The organism is Deefgea rivuli DSM 18356 (assembly GCF_000620145.1).
In the GTDB taxonomy this organism is placed as follows: Bacteria; Pseudomonadota; Gammaproteobacteria; order Burkholderiales; family Chitinibacteraceae; genus Deefgea; species Deefgea rivuli.
Genome location: NZ_JHVM01000008.1, coordinates 60,330 through 76,892, shown reverse-complemented (window position 1 = coordinate 76,892; position 16,563 = coordinate 60,330). Strand labels below are relative to the sequence as shown.

Below are 16,563 nucleotides of genomic sequence, written 5' to 3'. Positions count from 1 at the left end.
TTTTGACATTGATATAATTTGTTATTGGATTGTGAAAAATTATGTATAGCTTTGAAACTAGCACAGAAAGAAATGGCGTAACTTATGTAGCTAGCGCTACAGTCTCTGCTGATTTTTTAACGGTTCGATCTGTGACGCTTGGTTCAAAATCAGCTTCGCTGTCATCAAATAATGAATTTTTAGCAAATTTATTATTAATCGAATTGGTTAATGATGCAGAACGGAGTCAGCTTATTCGGAGGTTTGATGAGTAAAGTTACTGAAGAAATTCAACTCATGCTTGAAAAAAAAGAAGCCCAGCTTTATAACGTGCAACGTGAGGCTGATGCCTGGAGCAAAGGAAAGTATAAATCGACATCGAGTGCAGTTCTTTCAAAGGTTTTAGTAAATTCATTAAAAAAAGAAATTATTGAATTACATGAAAAACTTAATAAAGAATTAGATATTTAATTCGTATGTAGCTCTGTAACTCATAAAAATTAATCACGTAGGGTGTTAATAAGCGAAGCGCATTACACTGGTTTTAGTTGTGCGGTGCAATACGTTAATGCTTATTTATACTTGAGGTTGATTTTTTTTGTTGGATGTATACCTCTGTAGCTATTTATATTTAAGGCATTGCATGGCAATGCCTTGATGTTTTCTAAACACATTTGATTTTCCAATACTTAAACCGCAATATTACAGGCTGATCTTTGGGCTACATCGATGCTGATTTGGATCGTCTTTCGGTGCGCAAATCCCTGCGGGATTTTCACACCCTACATTTGATGTATTTTATTGTAGCCCTTTAATTTAAAGACCTACAGAGCAATACCTTGCTATAGGAAACAGTATGAACAGCACTTCAGCAACACCTCAATCAACAACCCTTTCAACCTCCGCGCTGGCGCTACTGTGGTTTGGCGCGTCAGTGTCGCTGGCCGAAATTCTGACAGGTACTTTTATTGCCCCGCTTGGCTTTCAACAAGGCGCGTTGGTGATTCTGATCGGCCATATTATTGGTGGTGTGTTGTTTTGGTTGGCTGGATATATTGGCGCGAAAACGGGCAAGCCAGCGATGGAGACGGTGAAACAGTCATTTGGTCAGCGCGGAACGATGATTTTTTCGCTCGCTAATGTGGTGCAACTGGTCGGTTGGACTGCGATTATGGTCGCTTCGGGCGCGGCAGCGGCACGCTTTTTGGTGCCGCAATTGGGAACTGCTGCGTGGTCGCTGGTGATTGGCGGATTGATCGCGCTATGGATTGTGCTTGAGCTGAAAAACATGTCCAAGCTGCAATCGGTGACGGCGATTTTGCTGTTTTTATTGACCATTTTACTGAGCTTTATCGTGTTCTCGGCAGAGGCTGTCAATCTGCCAGCCAGTGCCGCGCAAACGCTGACCTTTGGCGCTGCCGTTGAACTTTCTGTCGCAATGCCGCTGTCGTGGCTGCCGTTGGTGAGCGATTACACACGTTCAGCTAAACGCGCGGGTTGGGGAACGACGGGGGCGACGCTGGCTTATTTTGTCGGTAGTTGCTGGATGTTTATGATAGGCCTAGGTGCCACGCTATACGCTGGCTCTGGTGACGTGGCGGCGATTATGGCGGCAGCAGGATTGGGCGTTGCAGCGATTTTGGTGGTGGTTTTTTCTACCGTTACAACGACGTTTTTGGACGCGGCCTCAGCAGGTATTTCAGCCTCTAGCATTTACCCTAAGCTCAATCCGCGCAGCGCTGGCCTCGTTGCCGTTGCGCTTGGAACTGCCTTGGCGATCTTTGCGCCGGTAAATAATTTTATGGATTTTTTGTTTTTAATCGGCTCGGTCTTTGCGCCAATGATTGCGATTATCTGCGTGGACTTTTTCTTGCTGAAGCAAGATTCATCCAGCCAAATGGTGAACTGGCTTAATTTGGCGCTGTGGCTTGGCGGTTTTGCGCTGTATCGTTACTCGATGACGTGGGATTTTGTGCTGGGTAATACCTTGCCCATCATGGTCATCGTCGCCGCGTGTACGCTGATCGCTGGTCTGTTGATGCGAAAATTTAGACCTGCGCTTGAGGCTAAGGCGGCGTAAGGTTTTAGTTTATGTAAGGCAGCTTGGTATCAAACCGCCTTACATATATGGCTTATAACGATGCGATGATTGGCGGCTTATGCCTTTGGCTAATCCGCCATTTTTATTGATGTATTCGAATATAGGCAATAATTTTAAAGGCTTGGGTAGCAATACCCTAGTTCTATTCCAAGTTTCATTTGTATATTAGTCTAGCTTCATCGTTTTAGTTGCAGCTAGAAAAATTGTCTTTACACCGCTTAAATCAAGGCCACCATGCTCGCTATTTCTTCGGTTAATCATCAACTCGCACTCATCGAGCACCCCATTCCACAACCCGCCGCAGGCCAGCTCTTGATCAAAGTCGCCGCAGCTGGCGTAAATCGAGCCGATTTAATGCAGGCGCAGGGAAAATATCCGCCGCCTAAGGGGGAGTCGGAGATTCTGGGTTTAGAAGTCGCTGGCATCATTGTGGCGCTGGGCGAGAATGTTATCGATTGGCAAGTCGGTGATGCGGTGCTGGCTTTGGTCGCTGGTGGTGCGTATGCAGAGTATTGCCTTGTAGAGCAATCATTATGTTGCCTACAGCCCAATACATTATCGAGTTCTGAAGCGGCGAGTTTGCCTGAGGTATGGCTGACGGCATGGCTGAATTTGATCGACATCGGCCAACTCAAAGCAGGACAGCGGGTATTGATTCATGCTGGCGCCAGTGGCGTGGGCGCGGCGGCGATTCAATTGGCCAAATCGGTTGGCGCATGGGTCGCGGTAACGACCAGCACATCGGAAAAACAAGCCTTTTGCCGTGAGCTGGGCGCTGATTTGGTCATCGATTATCGCGCGCAAGATTTTGCGACCGAGATCAAAACTGCTGGTGGCGTGGATTTGATTTTGGATACCGTCGGTGGCGATTATTTGGCGGGCAATCAGCGCTGCTTGAATGCTGATGGTCTGATTATTGTGATTGGCCTGCTGCGCGGCATTGAAGCGCAACTTAATTTGGGACTGATGCTGGTGAAACGCCAGCGTATTCAAGGCTCGGCGCTGCGTAGTCAGTCCTTGGCGATAAAAGCGCAATTGACTAAGGCATTGCGAAACGAAATTCTGCCGCGTATCGCGAGTGGTGAATTCAAAATTACCTTAGACCGAACATTCCCCATCCAAGAAGCCGAATCCGCGCATCAATACCTTGCTGCAAATCGCAATTTAGGTAAGGTGGTACTGGTGTTGGACGAGACGAAGGAAAGCTAATGTTTCAAGGCAATCTACCGCAGCTAATGGCGGCCTACAATCAGTGGCAAAACGAGCAAATCTACGCCGCAGCGCTGCAATTGAGTGACGAGCAGCGTAAAGCCGATTGCGGCGCGTATTTCAAATCTATCCACAGCACGCTGAATCATATTTTATGGGGCGATTTGATGTGGTTTTCGCGCTTTATTGGTGAGACTTTGGTAACAACGCCAGCGGGGGAGGATGTGTACGCTGATTTTGCTGAGCTGCACGCAGCACGGATTGCGCTGGATGCGCGGCTGATCGCTTGGGCGGATGGCGCCACTGAGGCTTGGCTGAGCGAGCCAGTGACGTGGACGAGTAAAATCTATGGATTCACACAAACGATCCCGCGCTGGGTGCAGGTGCAGCAGATGTTTAATCACCAAACACACCACCGAGGCCAAGTGGGTACTTTGCTCAAGCAATACGGTATCGATGTGGGGGTGACCGATGTACCGCTATTGCCGATGCTAAATGATTGATGAGTATTGCTCTATAGCCTTTATTTAAAAAGGCTTAGACTTAAATACCTTTGTATTTAACGCAGTGAATTCCAATTTGCAATCGCTTCTTTTTTATTGCTGCCTTGCTGGCCGATGCCGCTGCAATTGCCATTTTTGCCGAGCTTACTGCATTGCACCCAAAAGCGATTCGAGCCTGCTTTGTGTTCTTCGGCAATCGCGCCGCATTTTGGACAAGGTTTTGGCGTGGTGCGGCCAGTTTGGTCGGTGCTGGATGTGGTGATCATGGTGGGGTTTTCTACGCTAAAACGTAAGCTTACCTTGTTCCTTATTTTTTGACTTGTAGTAATTGCAGAATCAAATGATAAAAGGGCGCTCAAGCTGAGCGCCCTAATGTTTAAAGCTGCTGTGGCGAGCCGTGCAGTTGGGTCTGTAACTGAGCGTTTGCCTTCTTCTTTAATCACTAGCCAAGGGTGTTTAAAGTTTGCTTAGTTAGCCTAAAAGTTCTTTGCCGCAAGTATCGGCAGCTTTGCGGATCAGCTCTTTGTTGGCTTGAACATTTTTAGTCGCTTCTAATGTTCTTAATGTCGAAATTGGATTGGAAAAATAGCGCTTAGTCGTGCATGCGCAGGCTTGCCGGAGTAAATCATGCTGACCATATTTTTGTTCTAACATATTGTTGCATATACCGTTTACCAAATTGCTGCGTTCTTTAACCCAAGCATCTTCTTCTATGGAGAGTTGACGGCTGCCTTTGCTTTGTACTTCTTTCGTGGTCGTGTTTTGTGGGCAAACTTGCTCTTGAAAGCTAACTTGGCCTTGCGCGTTGGTACATTTGTAAATGGCGGCCTGCACATGAGGTATTAACATCAGATAGGTAGAGAATAAAATTGTAAGCCAACGCATCACAAGTCTCATTGTGGTGAAAACTGACTCGGATGTTGCATGATTGTTTCTAGCTAGACAATTTTTATGCCGAGCTTGTGATCATTACACGTCAGTACATATTTATTCCCTTGGGGCTGAGGCGCTGCGGCTTTTAATGCACCGCTTGCAACATGCCTTCGACGACTTTCTTCGCGTCGCCAAACACCATCATCGTTTTATCCATATAAAACAGCTCGTTATCTAGGCCAGCGTAACCCGCGCTCATCGAGCGTTTCACCACCATCACGGTGCGCGCTTTGTAGGCATCCAAAATCGGCATGCCGTAAATGCTGCTGCTTGGATCGTTTTTCGCCGCAGGATTGACCACATCATTCGCGCCGATCACGAGCACAACATCTGTGCTGGCAAAATCGCTATTAATTTCGTCCATTTCGATAACGCGCTCATAGGGTACTTCGGCCTCGGCCAATAGCACATTCATATGGCCGGGCATACGCCCTGCAACGGGGTGAATTGCATAACGCACATCGACGCCGCGCTCGGTGAGTAAATCAGTGAGTTCTTGCAGCGCATGTTGTGCGCGCGACACGGCCAAGCCGTAGCCGGGGATAATAATCACGCGTTCAGCGTTTTCCATTAAGAATGCCGCGTCATCGGCTGAACCGGAGCGATAGTTTTTTTGCGAGCTACCCGCAGGGCCAGCGGCAGCCACTTCAGCGCCGAAGCCGCCGAGCAGCACCGATACGATCGAGCGATTCATCGCTTTGCACATGATGTAGGACAAAATCGCCCCCGACGCGCCAACACAAGCGCCAGCGATAATTAGCACTGGATTATCCAGCGTAAAACCAATCCCCGCCGCCGCCCAACCTGAGTACGAATTCAACATTGACACGACGACGGGCATATCCGCTCCGCCAATGGGGATAATCAACAGCACCCCCAGTGCCAATGCAATCGCCACCATCGCGAGGAATGCCGCTTGGCTTCCCGTGATATAAAAAACGATGCCAAGCCCCAGCATGCTTAAAGCCAGTAATAAATTGATTAAATGCTGGCCTTTAAAGTTGATCGCCCGTGCGCCAAATTTGCCCGATAGTTTGCCATAGGCAATCACTGAGGCCGAAAAAGTAATCGCGCCGATGAACGCGCCTAAAAATAGCTCAATCTGCTGCGCGCCAGTGTGCCTCATCCCCGTATGAAACACGGCTGCTACGGCGATTAAAACCGCTGACAAACCAACCAAGGAATGCATCGCAGCGACGAGTTCAGGCATCGCCGTCATCGCCACGGTGCGGGCTTTGTACGCGCCGACCAGCGCACCAGCCCCCATCGCGGCGACAATCAGCCAGATGACAGGGCTATTGGCAACAAAGAACGTAGTGGCGACTGCGATGCTCATGCCGATCATGCCGTAAAAATTACCGCGTAAAGCAGTATGTGGCGACGAGAGCCCGCGCAGCGACAAGATAAACAGGACTGCTGCAATGAGGTAGAGGAGGGCTGTTAAGTTCGCCATTATTTCGCCGCCTTGTTGCGTGAAGGTTTGGATTTGAACATGTCGAGCATGCGCTGCGTGACTAAAAATCCACCGAAAATATTAATGCTGGCCAGAAATACCGCCACTGCGCCGAGCGCGCTGGTCAGTGTGATTTGTTGCGCGTTAATGTCCACCACTTGCAGCATGGCGCCGACAACAATAATGCCGGAAATGGCATTGGTGACCGCCATCAAGGGCGTGTGCAATGCGGGGGTGACATTCCAAACGACGTGGTAGCCGACGAAAATCGCCAACACAAAAATCGTTAAGCTAGCGATAAAAGGATCGCTCATCGTGGCGGCATGGGCGAGGGTGCTTGCTTGGGTGGTGGCAGAAGCGACAAGAGCCAATGTAGACATCGTGATTTCCTTAAGCTGTGATCGAATCGACAGCGGTAATCGCCGCGCAGATCGGATCGGCAGCGGCAATTTCCACTGCGATATTTGGAGCTGCGGTATTGGGCGCAGTGGCATTGCCAAAATAAATACTGCCGGCATGCGTCACCAAGGTGGCTTGAATAATTTCATCGTCGTGCTGTGGGGCGTAGTGGGCGTTTTTGTCGATCAGCAATCCTAAAAACGTCAGCACATTGCGGGCGAACATGCTCGACGCATCGGTGGCGAGTAGCGCGGGTAAATTGCTCTGCCCGACAATCGTTACGCCGTTGGCGCTGATAACGACCTCATCGGCTTTGGAAAGCTGGCAATTACCGCCCCCATTCAAGCCCATCCTGACGGCCATATCAATGATGACGCTGCCCGGTTTCATGGCCGCAACGGTTTCTGACGTAATTAATACGGGAGCCGCTTTGCCGGGAATCAATGCAGTGCTGATGATGATGTCGGCGAGCGCTGCTTGCTGCGCGATTAATGCGCTTTGGCGCTTTTTATAATCGTCCGACATTTCGGTGGCATAGCCGCCAGTGTGGGCAAATGCCGCTTTTTCTTCACTTGATAATTCAACTTCGATAAATTTTGCACCGAGCGATTCAACTTGTTCGCGCGTCGCAGGGCGAACGTCAAAGACTTCGACCATCGCGCCAAGGCGTTTCGCCGTCGCAATCGCTTGTAATCCCGCCACGCCAGCGCCCAAAATCAATACGCGCGCGGGTTTGACTGAACCAGCAGCCGTCATCAACATCGGCATAAAGCGTGGGAAATAATGCGTTGCTAATAGCACTGCGCGGTAGCCAGCGATATTGGCTTGGCTGGACAAAATATCCATGCTTTGCCCACGCGTGATGCGGGGGATCAGTTCTAGCGCATAGGCATCGATTTGCTTTTCGGCCAGCAAAGCGAGGTGTGGGTAACGATAAATATCAAATTGACAAACCAGCGCAGTATGTCGTGGATATTGTTTTATTTCATGGGTATCTGGCGCTTGAACTTTAAGAATAAGCGCGGCATCGCTATACAGCATGACCGTATCTGTAGAGATGCTGGCGCCAGCATCTAAATAATCTGTATCACACCAATTCGCAGATCGGCCTGCGCCAGATTGAACGCGAACTTGATTGCCCTGTTTGATGAGTTTTTTGACCGTTTCGGGTGATGCAGCAACCCGCGTTTCGCCACTACGATTTTCTTTTGGGATCACGATCAACATCTGGGGCTGAACCTCTGCGAGGTGAATGATGTTGGTATTTAGCCCTAAGTCTTTGCATGACGGTTTGATGCAGAACAATCTAGGTAAAAACCCTGAGCGAAGCAGATTTCCATATATTGCTTGTCGTCATGAATATTTAATCAAATGGTATTGATAATAATTCGCATTTGCATGATAATCATTCTCATCTTAACGAGAGCTTACGGATGGAATGTCATGAACGCATATTTGGTTGGCGCTGATGCTTTGGGCAATATCCCGCAACTATTGGCTGAGCACGGCATTGCGGTGCAAAAACATGTGAGTGGTCGCAATGTGGCGCATCAACGCAAACCACCGAGCTTGAATGGTGCTGATTTATTGATTTTGTTTACGGATTTTTTGAGTCACAACGTGATGAAGGCATATCGCGAATTGGCGAATGAAGAAAATGTTCGCTTTGTCGCGTGCCGCCGCTCTGTCTGTGCATTGAGCCAATCGTTAGAAAAAATCGGTGAGGTTCGTGATTGCACGCAATGCCCAAACGTTAAAACTAAAAAGTGCCGTTAGGGTATGGCAGCAAAGATGATTTGCTTTGCTAGAGTGGAAGAACTCAATTTCATTGATCATTACTGTACTAAAGGTATATGTCTGTAAGCGTTAAAATTTATAACGTACAGACATATACCTTTATATTTACTGGTGGGATTGTCAGTCTGAAGCGCTAATTAGTGCTGCAAAATTTTGGATAGGAAATGCTGCGCACGCTCGCCACGTGGCGTGCCAAAAAAGTCTTCTTTGCTGCAATCTTCTTCAATCCTCCCGCAATCCATAAAAATCACCCGATTGGCAACGCGCCGCGCAAAGCCCATTTCGTGCGTCACGCACATCATCGTCATGCCTTCCTTAGCTAGCTCGGTCATCACGTCGAGCACTTCATTGACCATTTCTGGATCAAGTGCGCTGGTCGGCTCATCAAATAGCATTGCAATCGGATCCATCGCTAGCGCCCGCGCAATCGCCACGCGTTGCTGCTGACCGCCAGAGAGTTGCCCAGGGAACTTGGCCGCCTGCGCACTTAGGCCGACTCGATCAAGCAGGAGTAAGCCTTTTTTACGCGCTTCATCCTCGCTACGACCCAGCACGCGTTGCTGCGCCAGCATCAGGTTTTCGCTAATGGATAAATGCGGAAACAATTCAAAATTTTGAAATACCATGCCGATTTTGGATCGCAACAGCGGCAAATCTGTGCCAGCTAGGCCAACAGACGTGCCATTAAAAATAATTTCGCCTTTTTGAAAAGGCTCCAGCGCATTCACGCATTTAATCAGCGTTGATTTGCCTGAACCCGATGGCCCGCAAACGACGACGACTTCGCCTTTTTTAATATCAGCACTGCAATCGGTTAAAACTTGAAATTCGCCATACCATTTGCTGACGTTTTTAATTGAAATCATACGCTAAACCTCTTGTTTAACTGCGTTACCAAGCTAGATGCGCTTACGCTAATTAAGAAATAAATCAATCCAGCAAAGAGTAAAAATTCATGCGGCTGACCAATAATATCGCCGCGTGAGCGCGCGGTATTTAAAAAATCCATAATGCCAACGGCGTAAACTAAAGATGTGTCTTGAAATAAAATAATCGATTGCTGTAGCAATAAAGGCATCATTTTACGAAAGGCTTGTGGCAATACAATCAATTGCATTGCTTGGCGATAATTCATCCCCAAAGCATAAGCGGCATTAATCTGCCCTTTGCCGATGGATTGAATCCCCGCACGAACAATTTCGCAGAAATACGCGGCTTCAAATAACATAAATGCAACTAAACAGGATGTTAGCGCACCAACTGGGCGATTCGTTCCGGTGACCCAACCAATAATAAAGGGCACCATGAAATAAAACCAAGTGATGACCAAAAGTAGCGGAATCGAGCGGAAATAATTAACATAAAAACCTGCTAAATTAGACAGGATTTTACTTTTAGAAAGCCGAGCCAAAGCTAATAAAGTACCAATCGCAACACCACCGATAACGGCCATAATGGTGAGTTTGATCGTGACCCATAAGCCTTCCATCATGCTAGGCAGTGCTGGCAGAATATTTGAGAAGTCCATTTATTTGCCTCCCAATGCGATTAAGCCTGGCACTTGAACGCGCTTTTCAACCCAACGCATCAATAGCATTAAGCTCATATTGAGCGTGAAGTAAATTAAAGTAGCGAGTGTAAACGCTTCAAATAAATTCGCAGTGAATTCTGCTGTTTGCTTAGTTTGCGCCAGTAATTCCATCAAACCAATCAATGAGGCGACTGATGAGTTTTTAAATACATTTAAAAATTCGCTAGTCATTGGTGGAATAATAATTCGAAATGCTTGCGGTAATAAAACGTCTTTATAAAGTTGCGGCAAGCGCAGGCCGAGCGCTAGAGCGGCATTGCTTTGGCCTTTGGATAGCGCTTGAATGCCGGTGCGAACTTGTTCGGCAACGCGAGCGGCGGTAAAGAGCCCTAAGCAAATAATAGTGCTAATAAAGGCACTGGTGGCAGGATTAAGGTCTTGTTTAAACCAGATTTGTAGATTTTCGGGTAAAAAATCGGGCACCATAAAGTACCAGATAAATAATTGCACCAAGAGCGGCACATTGCGAAATAGTGTCACATAAGCGGCAGCGATGCGCGGTAAAAATGACCCAGGTAAAGTACGCGCTACGCCGATCACCGTGCCTAAGCTGAGTGCGATTATCCAGCTACATAGTGCTAATGCAATCGTCCAGCCTAAGCCGGTGATAAACCAATTTAAATAAATTTCAGTACCGATGCCGGTGGGCTTAAAAAATACGCCCCAATCCCAGTGATAATTCATTGTTCATCCTCCCAAAGCGTAGCGCCAGATTTGCTTTATTTCCATTCAATAAACCTTGCGATTTAAATTGCTATCTGGCGCTATGCGTATACGACTTACATTTGTTCGGCAGATTTATCTGTTGGCGTGGCAATCAGTTCTTTTAATTCATCCGACATTGGGAAATTCAAATTTAAGCCTTTAGGTGGAATTGGGCTTAAGAACCAGCGTTTATAAATGGTATTAATTTCACCGGATTTGAATGTGCTGGCCAGCGCGTTATCAACAACCTTTTTAAATGCAGGATCGTCTTTGCGCATCATGCAACCATAAATTTCATTCGATTGTGCTTTGCCAACAATTTCCCAATCACTTGGTTTTTTTGCTTTGGCCATTTCACCGGCGAGTAGCGCATCGTCCATCATAAATGCAACTGCGCGACCAGATTCGAGCATCAAAAATGATTCGCCGTGATCTTTGGCGCTAATGATACTCATGCCCATTTTTTTCTCTTCGTTCATTTTTTTCAAAATGCGTTCCGAAGTTGTGCCGGCGGTGGTGACGACATTTTTGCCAGCTAAATCAGCGAAATCTTTATATGGGCCGCCTTTTTTGACTAAAAGCCGCGTACCGATTTCGAAAATACCAAGAGAGAAAGCAACTTGTTTTTGGCGCTCTAGATTATTGGTCGTCGAGCCGCATTCAAAATCGACGGTGCCATTTTGAACGAGAGGGATTCGCGTTTGCGAGGTCACTAAATTGTAGCGCACCTCCAAATTAGGCATTTTCAGCTCTTGCTTAATGCTGTCAACGATTTTGCTGGCTAAGTCAGCCGAGTAGCCAATCGGTTTGCTGTCGTTGGCCAAATAGGAAAATGGAATTGAGGAATCACGATGACCAAGGACAATCATGCGGGTTTCTTTGATTTTTTTTAAAGTACCGCTGAGTTCTTCTGCGCCAACTTGTGCTGCGCAAAGTAAGGAAACGGCAAGGGCAAGTGGGTATCGGGCTTTCATTGCAGAGCTACTCCAATATAAGGGTTGGCTTGGAGTATAGGTATAGATACTCCAAGCGATATATAGGAATTAGCCCCTAGGGGAATTAGATTATTGGCAGAGTGTGATATGGATCAAAATACATTGAGTCTTTAATTTAAATCAAAGGGTATGTTAATACAGGCATTGTATTTATTGATCTTGGTCAATATACCATTGCTATTAATTTAGGTGCTGAAGCAAGTGGCAGTTGAGTGAGTTTTACCGCTTAGAGCTTTGTTGTGCCACTTAGTATTTGTGCCAAAGCGCTATGGCAAGTCGCATAAAGTACACAGCTAGGGCTGGGTAAACAGCGGTGCCAAGCTCTTTAAATAGAATGGATGATCTTGCGTAGCGGTGTAGGAATGCCTGCTGCTAGCGCTGCGCTTGTGGAAAACCATGCCGTTTGGTCTTCGCGTAATGCACTGCTACCGATTAAGTAGGCTGGCTGTGGCGTGATCGTTAGGCGGTAATGCGTGAAGACGTGGATGAATTCTGGCAGTGCGGGTTCAAGTTCAATCGCAAGGCCAAAACGCTGATCCATGATTTCAGCTGCACTGAGCGTGGTACTCACTTCGGGCAAGCTCCAAAGCCCGCCCCAAATGCCCGTCGGTGGGCGGCGCTCTAACAAAATTTCACCCTGTGTATTGCGCAGTAACACCATCACTGTCGATTTTTCTGGAATGGTTTTTTTCGGTTTCTTGGTCGGCAGCTCAGCTTGTCTGCCGCTCATCCGCGCTTGGCAATCGCTGCTTAACGGGCAGGTGAGGCACGTTGGGTTTTTGGGCGTGCAGATTGTTGCGCCCAAATCCATTAAGCCTTGCGTGTGTGCTTTGATCGCTGTGGTGGCGATGTCTTTATCACTGTTTGGCTCAGGCAAGAGCGCTTCGGCCAAAGTCCAGAGTTGGTTTTCAATCGCTTTAACGCCCGGAAACCCTTCGATGCCGGCCCAGCGCGTTAGTACACGTTTGACATTGCCATCTAAAATCGCCGCGCGCGTGCCATAAGAAAACGCTGCAATCGCTGCTGCGGTACTGCGGCCAATGCCGGGTAAGGTCGTAATCAAGGCAGGATCGGGTGGAAATTGCCCACCGAAATCCCTCACCACGGCTTGCGCACAGGCATGTAGATTGCGCGCGCGAGTGTAATAACCCAGTCCACTCCACAGCGCCAAAACATCATCGAGCGGCGCTGCGGCCAAGTCGGCTAGCGTTGGAAAGCGCTCTAAAAATCGTGGGTAATAATCCAGTACCGTGGTGACTTGCGTTTGCTGCAACATAATTTCCGACAGCCAAACACGGTAGCCGTCCGCAACTTGCCATGGTAAATGGTGGCGGCCATGCTCCCGCTGCCAAGTGGTCAGGCGGGTAGAAAAATGGCTCATTATTTAGTTTTCTTTGTGGGAGTTTTAGCTGGAGTGGTTTTCTTCTGTGCCGCTGATTTTTTAGCTGCGGCTTTTTTGGCGGCGGCTTGTTCAGCCGCTTCTGTTGCTATTGCTTGGGCATGAGCGGCTTTGGCGGCCGCTTCGGCCTGCTGGCGCGCAATGATTTGTTCTTTTAGATTGGCGGTATCGGCTTTAAAGATAGGATTGCTAATTGGGCCGCTGAACGTAATCGGCAAGGTTAAACCCAATAAACCCGCTAATTCAGGCACTTTTGGATTTGCGCTGGCGAGCATCGCGTAATCAATCGTTCCGGCACTTAAATTGAGCTTGCCACCTCCTCTGAGCTTAAGTACATCGGCGCTGACGCTTAAGTCGTCATTGATTGCAATGCCGTTTTTCAGTAGCAACGTTGCGTTAAGTTCAGAGAAATTGGTTTTGCCGTTGCTGTGATCGACTTTATTGATTTGGCCGTTCATTAATTTAATTTGCTGGCTGGCGGCGCTGAGTAAACCACTAATATCAATGCCGCGAATTGCACCTTGTTTGAGGCTGGCTTTAATTTTACCGTTGGCGGTATTACGTAAATCAGAAACTTTATTACCACTGGCCGCGATATCGAGCGTGAGATTACTACGGCCTTCAAAGCGGCTGGTATCAAAGGTGTCGGTGAGCAGCGTATTGATATTCATGTCGGTGAGCGTTTGCTCGATACGGAAGTAGGGCGTGGCTTTGCTGGCGTTGATTTCTACGCGCCCGGAGAGCTGGCCTTCATACAAAGTGGCCGAGAGCGGGTCGAGTACGAGGCGGTTTTTGCGCGCAATCAGCGTGACATCTAAATCATCAACGTATAAATTTTGCAGAACGAGTTCGCCGATTTTGATCGAGCCAATCGCATTGAGTCGATTGAGCCACCAAAAATCAAAGCTTTGCTCTTGATCGAGTTTTTTTGCACCAGCGGCAACGGCAGGTAAATACGGCGTTAAGTCGAGCTTAGCGAGATTAATATTGATGCGAAACTGCGGATCAAAAAAGCTTTCCATGCCAATTTGGGCGCGCAAAGCTTCGTAATCTAGCGTGCCATTGCTGTCTAAATTGATCAGTTCATTATGTAAATCTAAATCGCCTTTGCCACTTAGATCCAAGCGCACTGCGCCACGTGGCAAGCTGCGGTTGGTATAGGTGCCAGTTAAGTGGTAATTCGGCAAACGAGCAATCGTGCCGCGTTCAATCGCCAGTGGTGTGCTAAACATCACGTCCAAATTCTGCTCGGGGCTGGTGAATTTAACGTTGATTTTGGCGGCATTGCTTTGCAATAAATGCCGATGCGCGCCACTGAGTGTAGGGATCGTCGTTGACGCGCTAAATTTGGCGTCTTTTTCTTGCATTTGCAGATCGAGCTTGAGGCGTTGCAGTGTCAATGAGGTATCGGTAAGGCGAATTTCAGGAATATCGAGTGTGGTTTGCCATTGCTGCTCGCCCCGTTGCGCTGAACCGGCCAGTTTTAAATCGCCGCCTGTGAGACGCAGCGGATCCCAGCCATAATTCAAATTGCCCGTGATTTGCAGCGCGGCATCGCTGAGTTTGAGTTCAGGATCGCTGCTGCCTTCTTGTGCGACGGTCATTTTGATGTCGGCAATATGCAGGCGGCGTTCTTGCTCGACATAACGCATCGCTGCCGCGCCATGAATTTGCCCACGCCAGACTGCGGCTTCGCCTTTATTGCCAATAAAAATTTCCCCATCAAGCTCGAGTTCGCCTTTTTTGGGGTCGGTTAAATTGGACATATCCAGATTGAGTTGCTGGAAATTAATGGTTTGATTTAAAAATTCATCCTGCCAAGCAAATTGCGCATTCGAGAAAGTCAGTCTATCGAGCGCCATTTGAATGAGTTGGCTCTTGTTTTGCAGCAGATCTTCAAAATTATACGTGCCATCTTCATGGCGGATAATCGTGAGTTCGGGTCTATCAATATCAATGCTGTGCACCACGATTTTGCGCTCGCTCAGCAGCGGCCACAGGCGCAGCACAATTTTGATTGCATCGGCATGGGCAAAAACGGTGCTTTCATTCGGTTCGGTGAGCGTCGCGTTTTTAATGAGCACAGCAGGGCGCGGTAGTAGCACCAAATGGGCGCTGCCACGAATATCGAGTTTACGCTGCGTGTCGCTTTGCACTGCCATTTTCAATTGATCGCGAACGAAGTCCGACGATAAAAAGTACGGCAAAATACCGAGCAAGGCCGTGAGCGTAAGGACGAGCAAGAAACTAATTCGCAAAGGGCGGGAGTGGCGCCAATCCATGTCGTCTTAAGGGCTTGGTAACAAATAGATTGCGCGATTATCCACAAGAACCGCGCCGAACAAAAGCACTGTGGGTAAAATAGATGGGGCTTTGTGATTACTTGGCCTTTTTTATGCTGTTTAAAAGTGCAAAATAGCGAGCGCTTTATTACTTTCAGGATTAGCTTCGGCTTTGTGTGTGCGAAGCTGTTTGGTCAAGGCTGCAAGGTTTGTATGAAATTAGAACGAATAATGCTCAGTGGCATTACAGCCTGTGAATATAAGGAGTCGTTTTATGGCGCATTTAACGCCGATTAAAGTGCATGGTTTTCACTTGGATTTGTACGGTCATGTGAATAACGCCCGCTATTTAGAATTTTTAGAAGAAGCGCGCTGGGGCTTGATGGAAGAATCCGGCGATTTGCCGTGGTTTATGGCCAATCAATACGCGCTGGTGGTCAGCCGCGTCGATATTCGTTATTTGCGCGCCGCGACGATGGGCGATGAATTGCTGATCGAAACGCGTTTGGCGGCGATTTTGCCGCGCGAAGGGCAGATCAACCAACGTATTATCCGCAAAGACAACGGTAAATTGGTCGCCGAAGCCGACGTGACGTTTGCGGTGATTCACCCTGAGCAACGCGGCGCGCAGGCGATGGAAGGTGAAATCTTGGCGCGGTTTGCGCCGATGTTAGCGGTGGTGAAGGAAGTTTAAATGAAGAAAATTATCGTAATTGCAGTTCTGGCGCTGCTCAGTGCTTGTACAGGTATCCCTAGCCATTTTGAAAAGCCGACGGTGAATTTAGCTGGCTTGCAAATTGCTGAGCTGGGTTTGATCGAGCAAAAGTTTATCGTATCGCTGCGCGTGAGCAATCCCAACGACATTAGCTTGCCAATTAATGGCCTAAACTTAAAACTCGATGTGAATGGCCAGCCTTTCGCAACGGGCGTTTCCAATGAAGCGGTCACTTTGCCGAAGTTGGGCGATGCGGTGGTGAAGATTAATGTCACCGCGAATTTATCGTCGATTTGGAAGCAGCTTAAAACGCTGCAAAAAGACAAACCGCTGGCTTATGCCGTCAGCGGCAAACTATTTTTACCACTCGTTCCTGGTGGTGTGTCGTTTGATCGTAAAGGTGAGTTACCAGGTTTGGGCGAGTTTTTACCCGCCGAGATCAAAACGGTGCAGTAGGGTATTGGCTTGTAGCCCTTAACGATAAATGGCTATAGGCAGATAC

The 16,563-nt window shown here is 48.0% G+C and carries 19 protein-coding genes; 8 read left to right on the top strand and 11 right to left on the bottom strand.

What is annotated here, in order from left to right:
- Window positions 1-41: 41 nt before the first annotated feature.
- The 5 genes from Q320_RS0102950 to Q320_RS0102930 all read left to right on the top strand — a co-directional run bounded on the left by Q320_RS0102950 (window position 42) and on the right by Q320_RS0102930 (window position 3,792).
- Window positions 42-254 (top strand): hypothetical protein, encoded by a 213-nt coding sequence (locus tag Q320_RS0102950; protein WP_027467770.1) that lies wholly within the window; start codon window positions 42-44, stop codon window positions 252-254.
- Window positions 247-450 carry a hypothetical protein gene (locus Q320_RS0102945; protein WP_027467769.1) on the top strand — a complete coding sequence of 68 codons (204 nt, stop codon included), beginning with the start codon at window positions 247-249 and terminating at the stop codon, window positions 448-450. The genes Q320_RS0102950 and Q320_RS0102945 overlap by 8 nt, the downstream gene beginning before the upstream one ends.
- A 385-nt stretch (window positions 451-835) precedes the next feature.
- The gene (gene cytX / locus Q320_RS0102940; RefSeq protein ID WP_051534410.1) at window positions 836-2,059 is read left to right on the top strand and encodes a putative hydroxymethylpyrimidine transporter CytX; all 1,224 of its coding nucleotides are present in this window, start codon (window positions 836-838) and stop codon (window positions 2,057-2,059) included.
- 255 nt (window positions 2,060-2,314) lie between these two features.
- Complete coding sequence (locus Q320_RS0102935) at window positions 2,315-3,289, top strand: NAD(P)H-quinone oxidoreductase (protein WP_027467767.1); 975 nt, start codon at window positions 2,315-2,317, stop codon at window positions 3,287-3,289.
- Window positions 3,289-3,792 carry a DinB family protein gene (locus tag Q320_RS0102930; RefSeq protein ID WP_027467766.1) on the top strand — a complete coding sequence of 168 codons (504 nt, stop codon included), beginning with the start codon at window positions 3,289-3,291 and terminating at the stop codon, window positions 3,790-3,792. The genes Q320_RS0102935 and Q320_RS0102930 overlap by 1 nt, the downstream gene beginning before the upstream one ends.
- Before the next feature lie 56 nt (window positions 3,793-3,848).
- Here Q320_RS0102930 and Q320_RS0102925 read toward each other — a convergent pair whose 3' ends face one another.
- From Q320_RS0102925 to Q320_RS18205, 5 genes are all read right to left on the bottom strand, one after another.
- A complete protein-coding gene (locus tag Q320_RS0102925) occupies window positions 3,849-4,058 on the bottom strand; it encodes a Lar family restriction alleviation protein (RefSeq protein ID WP_035852012.1) in 210 nt (69 codons plus the stop codon).
- A 205-nt stretch (window positions 4,059-4,263) separates the two neighbouring features.
- Window positions 4,264-4,677 carry a DUF4124 domain-containing protein gene (locus Q320_RS0102920; protein WP_027467764.1) on the bottom strand — a complete coding sequence of 138 codons (414 nt, stop codon included), beginning with the start codon at window positions 4,675-4,677 and terminating at the stop codon, window positions 4,264-4,266.
- A 133-nt stretch (window positions 4,678-4,810) separates the two neighbouring features.
- Window positions 4,811-6,181 (bottom strand): NAD(P)(+) transhydrogenase (Re/Si-specific) subunit beta, encoded by a 1,371-nt coding sequence (locus Q320_RS0102915; RefSeq protein WP_373277183.1) that lies wholly within the window; start codon window positions 6,179-6,181, stop codon window positions 4,811-4,813.
- Complete coding sequence (locus Q320_RS0102910; RefSeq protein WP_027467762.1) at window positions 6,178-6,492, bottom strand: proton-translocating transhydrogenase family protein; 315 nt, start codon at window positions 6,490-6,492, stop codon at window positions 6,178-6,180. Before Q320_RS0102910 ends, Q320_RS0102915 begins: the two co-directional genes overlap by 4 nt.
- 76 nt (window positions 6,493-6,568) lie before the next feature.
- Window positions 6,569-7,804 carry a Re/Si-specific NAD(P)(+) transhydrogenase subunit alpha gene (locus Q320_RS18205; RefSeq protein ID WP_084282314.1) on the bottom strand — a complete coding sequence of 412 codons (1,236 nt, stop codon included), beginning with the start codon at window positions 7,802-7,804 and terminating at the stop codon, window positions 6,569-6,571.
- Window positions 7,805-8,020: 216 nt separating this feature from the next.
- On the opposite strand from Q320_RS18205, the gene Q320_RS0102900 reads away from it, so the two are divergent.
- Complete coding sequence (locus Q320_RS0102900) at window positions 8,021-8,353, top strand: DUF2325 domain-containing protein (protein ID WP_027467761.1); 333 nt, start codon at window positions 8,021-8,023, stop codon at window positions 8,351-8,353.
- Window positions 8,354-8,511: 158 nt separating this feature from the next.
- Here the strand turns inward: Q320_RS0102900 and Q320_RS0102895 are convergent, their stop codons facing one another.
- From Q320_RS0102895 to Q320_RS0102870, 6 genes are all read right to left on the bottom strand, one after another.
- Window positions 8,512-9,240, bottom strand: coding sequence for an amino acid ABC transporter ATP-binding protein (locus Q320_RS0102895; protein WP_027467760.1), 729 nt, complete (start codon window positions 9,238-9,240; stop codon window positions 8,512-8,514).
- The gene (locus Q320_RS0102890; protein ID WP_027467759.1) at window positions 9,237-9,902 is read right to left on the bottom strand and encodes an amino acid ABC transporter permease; all 666 of its coding nucleotides are present in this window, start codon (window positions 9,900-9,902) and stop codon (window positions 9,237-9,239) included. Before Q320_RS0102890 ends, Q320_RS0102895 begins: the two co-directional genes overlap by 4 nt.
- Window positions 9,903-10,649 (bottom strand): amino acid ABC transporter permease, encoded by a 747-nt coding sequence (locus Q320_RS0102885; protein ID WP_027467758.1) that lies wholly within the window; start codon window positions 10,647-10,649, stop codon window positions 9,903-9,905.
- A gap of 95 nt (window positions 10,650-10,744) precedes the next feature.
- Window positions 10,745-11,644, bottom strand: coding sequence for a glutamate/aspartate ABC transporter substrate-binding protein (locus Q320_RS0102880; protein WP_027467757.1), 900 nt, complete (start codon window positions 11,642-11,644; stop codon window positions 10,745-10,747).
- A 346-nt stretch (window positions 11,645-11,990) separates the two neighbouring features.
- Window positions 11,991-13,046 carry an A/G-specific adenine glycosylase gene (gene mutY, locus Q320_RS0102875; RefSeq protein WP_027467756.1) on the bottom strand — a complete coding sequence of 352 codons (1,056 nt, stop codon included), beginning with the start codon at window positions 13,044-13,046 and terminating at the stop codon, window positions 11,991-11,993.
- Window positions 13,046-15,346 carry an AsmA family protein gene (locus tag Q320_RS0102870; protein ID WP_027467755.1) on the bottom strand — a complete coding sequence of 767 codons (2,301 nt, stop codon included), beginning with the start codon at window positions 15,344-15,346 and terminating at the stop codon, window positions 13,046-13,048. The genes mutY and Q320_RS0102870 overlap by 1 nt, the downstream gene beginning before the upstream one ends.
- 274 nt (window positions 15,347-15,620) lie before the next feature.
- On the opposite strand from Q320_RS0102870, the gene Q320_RS0102865 reads away from it, so the two are divergent.
- Window positions 15,621-16,040, top strand: coding sequence for an acyl-CoA thioesterase (locus Q320_RS0102865; RefSeq protein ID WP_027467754.1), 420 nt, complete (start codon window positions 15,621-15,623; stop codon window positions 16,038-16,040).
- Entirely contained in the window at window positions 16,041-16,517 is a 477-nt protein-coding gene (locus Q320_RS0102860; RefSeq protein WP_027467753.1) for an LEA/WHy family protein, read from the top strand.
- Window positions 16,518-16,563: the final 46 nt, after the last annotated feature.

Coding starts and splice junctions, on each gene's coding strand:
- Q320_RS0102930 (WP_027467766.1), top strand. CDS start 3,289: ATGTTTCAAGGCAATCTACCGCAGCTAATGGCGGCCTACAATCAGTGG.
- cytX (WP_051534410.1), top strand. CDS start 836: ATGAACAGCACTTCAGCAACACCTCAATCAACAACCCTTTCAACCTCC.
- Q320_RS0102945 (WP_027467769.1), top strand. CDS start 247: ATGAGTAAAGTTACTGAAGAAATTCAACTCATGCTTGAAAAAAAAGAA.
- Q320_RS0102890 (WP_027467759.1), bottom strand. CDS start 9,902: ATGGACTTCTCAAATATTCTGCCAGCACTGCCTAGCATGATGGAAGGC.
- Q320_RS0102865 (WP_027467754.1), top strand. CDS start 15,621: ATGGCGCATTTAACGCCGATTAAAGTGCATGGTTTTCACTTGGATTTG.
- Q320_RS0102870 (WP_027467755.1), bottom strand. CDS start 15,346: ATGGATTGGCGCCACTCCCGCCCTTTGCGAATTAGTTTCTTGCTCGTC.
- Q320_RS0102880 (WP_027467757.1), bottom strand. CDS start 11,644: ATGAAAGCCCGATACCCACTTGCCCTTGCCGTTTCCTTACTTTGCGCA.
- Q320_RS0102920 (WP_027467764.1), bottom strand. CDS start 4,677: ATGCGTTGGCTTACAATTTTATTCTCTACCTATCTGATGTTAATACCT.
- Q320_RS18205 (WP_084282314.1), bottom strand. CDS start 7,804: ATGTTGATCGTGATCCCAAAAGAAAATCGTAGTGGCGAAACGCGGGTT.
- mutY (WP_027467756.1), bottom strand. CDS start 13,046: ATGAGCCATTTTTCTACCCGCCTGACCACTTGGCAGCGGGAGCATGGC.
- Q320_RS0102900 (WP_027467761.1), top strand. CDS start 8,021: ATGAACGCATATTTGGTTGGCGCTGATGCTTTGGGCAATATCCCGCAA.
- Q320_RS0102935 (WP_027467767.1), top strand. CDS start 2,315: ATGCTCGCTATTTCTTCGGTTAATCATCAACTCGCACTCATCGAGCAC.
- Q320_RS0102925 (WP_035852012.1), bottom strand. CDS start 4,058: ATGATCACCACATCCAGCACCGACCAAACTGGCCGCACCACGCCAAAA.
- Q320_RS0102885 (WP_027467758.1), bottom strand. CDS start 10,649: ATGAATTATCACTGGGATTGGGGCGTATTTTTTAAGCCCACCGGCATC.
- Q320_RS0102950 (WP_027467770.1), top strand. CDS start 42: ATGTATAGCTTTGAAACTAGCACAGAAAGAAATGGCGTAACTTATGTA.
- Q320_RS0102895 (WP_027467760.1), bottom strand. CDS start 9,240: ATGATTTCAATTAAAAACGTCAGCAAATGGTATGGCGAATTTCAAGTT.
- Q320_RS0102910 (WP_027467762.1), bottom strand. CDS start 6,492: ATGAGCGATCCTTTTATCGCTAGCTTAACGATTTTTGTGTTGGCGATT.
- Q320_RS0102860 (WP_027467753.1), top strand. CDS start 16,041: ATGAAGAAAATTATCGTAATTGCAGTTCTGGCGCTGCTCAGTGCTTGT.